At 71.0% G+C, this 5,504-nt stretch carries 3 protein-coding genes; all 3 read left to right on the forward strand.

Going from position 1 to position 5,504, the window contains the following annotated elements:
* Positions 1–181: 181 nt before the first annotated feature.
* The 3 genes from ACVMLK_RS19680 (at position 182) to ACVMLK_RS19690 (ending at position 5,390) form a co-directional block, all read left to right on the forward strand.
* Positions 182–805, forward strand: a complete 624-nt coding sequence (locus ACVMLK_RS19680; protein WP_457487378.1) for an FMN-binding negative transcriptional regulator — start codon at positions 182–184, stop codon at positions 803–805.
* A 341-nt stretch (positions 806–1,146) separates the two neighbouring features.
* A complete protein-coding gene (locus ACVMLK_RS19685; protein WP_457487379.1) occupies positions 1,147–2,289 on the forward strand; it encodes an efflux RND transporter periplasmic adaptor subunit in 1,143 nt (380 codons plus the stop codon).
* Positions 2,286–5,390: an efflux RND transporter permease subunit gene (locus tag ACVMLK_RS19690; protein ID WP_457487380.1), complete on the forward strand. Its 3,105-nt coding sequence runs from the start codon at positions 2,286–2,288 to the stop codon at positions 5,388–5,390. Before ACVMLK_RS19685 ends, ACVMLK_RS19690 begins: the two co-directional genes overlap by 4 nt.
* Positions 5,391–5,504: the final 114 nt, after the last annotated feature.

Consider the following 5,504-nt stretch of genomic DNA (forward strand, 5'->3'; position numbering starts at 1 on the left):
CCCCCCCCCCCCGCGCGGCCCCGCCCGGGGGCCCCCCCGCGCCGGCGGCGGCGATCCGGTCCCGTTGCTGTCGCGGATCTGGCGGGATCTCCGGAAACCGGCCTTTCGCGGAGCCCGGGAACTGGATGTTCCTTCCGGGCCGGAAACCGGGCATCGTCCAGCCTGTTGGAGGTCCCGCAGCATGTATGTCCCGCCCGCCTTCCGCGAGGATGATCTCGCCGCCCTGCATGGAACGATCCGGGAAGCCCGCCTGGCGACCCTCGTGACCGCCACCTCCGAGGGCCTGGCCGCCACGCCGCTGCCGCTGTTCCTGGTGCCAGGGGAAGGCCCTCACGGCACGCTCTACGGCCATCTGGCGCGGGCGAACCCGCAATGGAAGCTGCCGCCGGCGGGGGAGGCGATGGCGGTGTTCATGGGGCCGGACGCCTATGTCAGCCCGTCCTGGTATGCCTCCAAGCAGGAGCATGGGAAGGTCGTGCCGACCTGGAACTACGTCGCCGTCCATGCCTATGGCCCGGCCGAGTTCTTCGAGGATGCGGAGCGCCTGCTCGAGGTCGTCACCCGCCTGACGGAGCAGCGGGAGGCAGGCCGGGCCGAGCCCTGGGCCGTCAGCGACGCGCCGGGCGCCTTCATCCGCGCCCAGCTCCGGGGGATCGTCGGCCTGCGGCTGCCGATCGTGCGGCTGGAGGGCAAGCGGAAGATGAGCCAGAACCGGAGCGCCGAGGACCGGGCGGGCGTCGCCGCCGGCCTCCTGGCGAGCGAGCAGGCCGCCGACCGCGCGGCCGGGGCGCTGATCCCCCGCTGAGCGGAGGGGCGCCTCACCGGAGACGCAGGGGAACGGAGGCGGCGCCTGCCAGGCGGGTGGAATCTGCACCTTGCGCATGTCCACGTCCATCGGGACGGTGCATTCAGGTTTGTTTCACGAAAGAGCAACGCCAACACATCTTATTCAGGTTATTCTGATTTCGAATTGTTCACACCTCGAACTCCTGTGGCTAAGCTTCCGCAGCCGATGGAATCGCGGCGTCGCATCGCCGGCTCCGGAGCGTGCCGGCGCCTGTTCCCTTGGAGGAGCGGCCGGCCCGGCCGGTGCCGGCCGACGGAATCGCTGTGCCCTTGTGGCATTTGCAACGGAGGCGCCTCGGGATGCCGCAAGCACTTGGACCCGCCATCCTGACGAGACTGGTGCTGCGGGGTGTGGTGCTCACCGGCCTCCTGGCTCTTCCCGCCTGCGGCCCGGCCGAGCCGCCGCCGCCTGAACCGCCGCGCCCGGTCCGCGCCAGCGTCGCGGTGTCGCAGCCGGGCGGCGAGACGGTGGCGCTGACCGGACAGGTGGAGGCGGCCGAGGAAGTCGGCCTGGCCTTCCGCATCGGTGGGCGGATGATCGAGCGCGGCGTGAACGTCGGCGATCAGGTCCGCGCCGGCCAGGTCATCGCGCGGCTGGAGGACAGCACGCCGCGCGACAATCTGCGCGCGGCCCGGGCGGCCACCGCGGCGGCGCGGGCGGCGCTGGTGCAGGCGCGCAACCACTACGACCGGCAGAACCAGCTGCTGCGCAGCGGCTTCACCACCCGCGCCAGTTACGACGACGCGGTCCGGCGGCTGCAGGCCGCGCAGTCCCAGGTGGATGCCAGCCTGGCGCAGGAGAACATCGCCGAGACGACGCTCGCCTATACCGACCTCGTGGCGGATTCGAACGGTGTCGTCACGGCCCGTGGCGCCGAGCCGGGCGAGGTGGTGGCGGCGGGCCAGCGCATCGTGACCCTGGCCCGTGAGGGCGGACGCGACGCGGTGTTCGACGTGCCCGCCCGGCTGATGGAGCAGGCGGAGCCCGACCCGCTGGTCACGGTGTCCCTGAGCGGCAACCCCGCGGTCCGGACGACCGGACGGGTGCGGGAGGTCTCGCCGCAGGCCGATCCGGTGACGCGCACCTTCCGGGTGCGCGTCGGGTTGATCGACCCGCCGGAGGCCATGCGGCTGGGCTCGACCGTCAATGGCGGCATCCGAATCGGCGGAGTGAGCGGCATCGAGGTTCCGGCCTCGGCCCTGACCCGGGCCAACCAGGGTCCGGCGGTCTGGGTGGTGGATGGACAGGGTTCCACCGTGTCGCTGCGCCCCGTCGAGGTGGCGCGCTACGATGCCGCGCGCGCCATCATCGCCGGCGGGTTGCGGGACGGCGAGGTGGTGGTGACGGCGGGGGCGCAGACCCTCCGCCCAGGCCAGCAGGTCCGGGTGCTCGGCGCCGCGCAGGCCGCCTCCCAGGGCACGGCCGGGGGCGCCGCGCGGTGAGGCCGTTCAACCTTTCCGAATGGGCGCTGAACAACCGCTCCATCGTCGTCTACCTGATGATCGTCGCGGTGCTGGCCGGCACCCTCTCCTTCCTGCGGCTGGGCCGGGCGGAGGACCCGGTCTTCACGATCCGCACCATGATCGTCCAGGCCAACTGGCCCGGCGGCTCCATGGAGGACACGCTGAACCAGGTCACCGAGCGGCTGGAGCGCCGGCTGCAGGAGACGCCCAACCTGAACCGGCTGCGCAGCTTCACCCAGCCCGGCCAGAGCCTGATCTATGTGGACCTGCTGGGAAGCACGCCGGACGCCCAGGTCACGGACACCTGGTATCAGGTCCGCAAGAATATCGGCGACATCCGCCACACCTTCCCGCCCGGCATCCAGGGCCCCTTCTTCAACGACGATTTCGGCGACACCTTCGGGATCGTCTACGGCTTCACGGCGGACGGCTTCACCCATCGCGAACTGCGCGACCATGTGGAGGAGATGCGCTCGGAGCTGCTGAAGGTCCCCGATGTCTCCCGGATCGAGCTCATCGGGGCGCAGGACGAGCGGGTCTTCATCGAGTTCTCGATGGAGAAGCTGGCGGGGCTGGGCATCGACCGCAACGCGTTGATCGGCGCGCTGCAGGCGCAGAACCTGATCTCGCCCACCGGCACCATCGAGGGCGGGCAGGAGCGGCTGCTGCTGCGCGTCTCCGGCTCCTTCGAATCCGAGGGCGACATCCGGGCGATGAACTTCGCGATGCCCGCCGCCCAGGGCAGCCGCATCCTGCGCCTGAGCGACATCGCGGAGGTCCGTCGCGGCTACGCCGATCCGCCCCAGCCGATGTTCCGCGTGAACGGGCGGGAGGCGATCGGCCTCGGCATCTCCATGCGCGATGGCGGCGACGTGCTGCAGCTCGGCCACAACATCGACGTGGCGGCGCGCCGCGTCATGGCCGACACGCCGGTGGGGATCGAGATGAGCGCGGTGGCCGAGCAGCCGCGCACCGTCGCGCTGGCCATCGCCGACTTCATGGGATCGCTCTGGCAGGCGATCGCGATCATCCTGGTGGCGAGCTTCGTCAGCCTCGGCGTGCGGCCCGGCGCCATCGTCGCCCTGGCCATCCCGCTGACGCTCGCCATCGTCTTTCCCATCATGCAGATCGTTGGCATCGACCTGCAGCGCATCTCGCTGGGGGCGCTGATCATCGCGCTCGCCCTCATGGTGGACGACGCCATGACCACCGTGGACGCCATGATGAACCGGCTCGCAGCCGGCGACAGCAAGGAGGCCGCCGGCACCTACGCCTTCCGTGCCCTCGCCTTCTCGATGCTGACGGGCACGCTGGTGACCATCGCCGGCTTCGTCCCGGTCGGTTTCGCCCGCAGCTCGGCGGGCGAATACACCTTCTCCATCTTCGCGGTCGTCACCATCGCCCTGCTGGTGTCCTGGCTGGTGGCGGTGATCTTCGCGCCGCTGCTCGGCGTGCTGATCCTGCGGCCGCCCAGGCCCGGCACCTCCAACGAGCCCGGGCGCCTGGTGCGGGTCTACCGCTCCTTCCTCGGCACGGCGATCCGCTGGCGCTGGGTGACCATCGCCGCGACGGTGGGGCTCTTCGTCCTCTCGGTCTTCGGCATGCGCTTCGTCAGCCAGCAGTTCTTCCCGTCCTCGGACCGCTATGAGCTGATGGTGGACCTGACCCTGCCGCAGAACGCCTCGATCCATGCGACCGACGCGGCGGCGGCGCGGCTGGAGGCGATCCTGGCCCGGGACCCGGATGTCGAGCGCTGGAGCACCAATGTGGGCCGCGGCGCCATCCGCTTCTACCTGCCGCTGGACGTGCAACCGCCGAACAACTTCTTCGCCCAGCTCGTGGTGATCACCAAGGGCCTGCAATCCCGCGACCGGCTGGAGACGCGGCTGGAGCAGGTGCTGCTGGAGCAGTTCCCCGAAGTGGTCGGCCGGGTCTATCCGCTGGAGCTGGGCCCGCCGGTCGGCTGGCCCATCCAGTACCGCGTCTCCGGCGACGATCCGGACGAGGTGCGCGAGCTGGCGATGAACCTGGCCGGAGTTGTGGCCGCGCATCCCGCCACGCGCGGCACCAGCTTCGACTGGATGGAGCCCGCCCGCCAGCTCCGTGTCCGGGTGGACCAGGACGAGGCCCGGCGCCTCGGGTTGAGCTCGGCGGCGGTGGCCAGCGCCCTGAACGCGGCGATCTCCGGCACCACGGTGACGCAGATGCGTGACGGCATCTACCTGATCAATGTGGTGGTGCGGGCGGTCGAGGCCGAACGGATGTCGGTCGAGGCCCTGCGGACGTTGCAGGTTCCGATCCCCGGCGGCCGGACGGTGTCGCTCAGCCAGTTCGCCACCTTCGACTACGAGCAGGAGTATCCGATCATCACGCGCCGGAACCGCATCCCGACGCTGACGGTCCAGGCCTATCTGCCGCGCGGCGTGCTGCCGAACGACGTGGTGGACGACCTGGCGCCGGGGATCGCCGCGGCGGCGGCGGCGCTGCCGCCCGGATACCGGATCGAGACGGGCGGCATCGTTGAGGAAAGCGCCGACTCCCTGGCCTCGGTGACGGCGGTCGTGCCGCTGATGCTGTTCATCATGCTCACCGTGCTGATCTTCCACCTGAGGAGCTTCTCGCGGCTCTTCATCGTGCTGAGCGTGGTGCCGCTGGGTCTGATCGGCGTGGTGGCGGCCCTGTTGCTCTCCGGCAGCCCGCTCGGCTTCGTGGCCATCCTGGGCGTGCTGTCGCTGATGGGCATGATCGCCAAGAACGCGGTGATCCTGGTGACGCAGATCGAGGCCGAGCGCGCGGCGGGGCGCGGCGTCGCCGAGGCGGCGCTGGAGGCCAGCACCTCCCGCTTCCGGCCGATCATGCTGACCGCCATCTCCACGGTGCTCGGCATGATCCCGATCACGCCCACGGTGTTCTGGGGGCCGATGGCCTTCGCCATCATGGGCGGTCTCCTCGGCGCCACGATCCTCACGTTGATCTTCCTGCCGGTGCTGTACGTGACGTGCCTCGAGGGGCGCGGCCGGGCTGATCCGGCCCCGCCCCCACGGCCCGCCTCCACAACAGGAAGCATGGAGCCAGTATGAGCGAGACATCCAGCACGCAGGGTCCCTCCCGGAGCCGGACGGGGGGGGGGGGGGGGGGGGCCCCCCCGGGCCCCCCCAAAAAGGGGGGGCGCCGGCTGGGGGGGCCCCCCCCCC

The organism is Teichococcus aerofrigidensis (assembly GCF_054073225.1).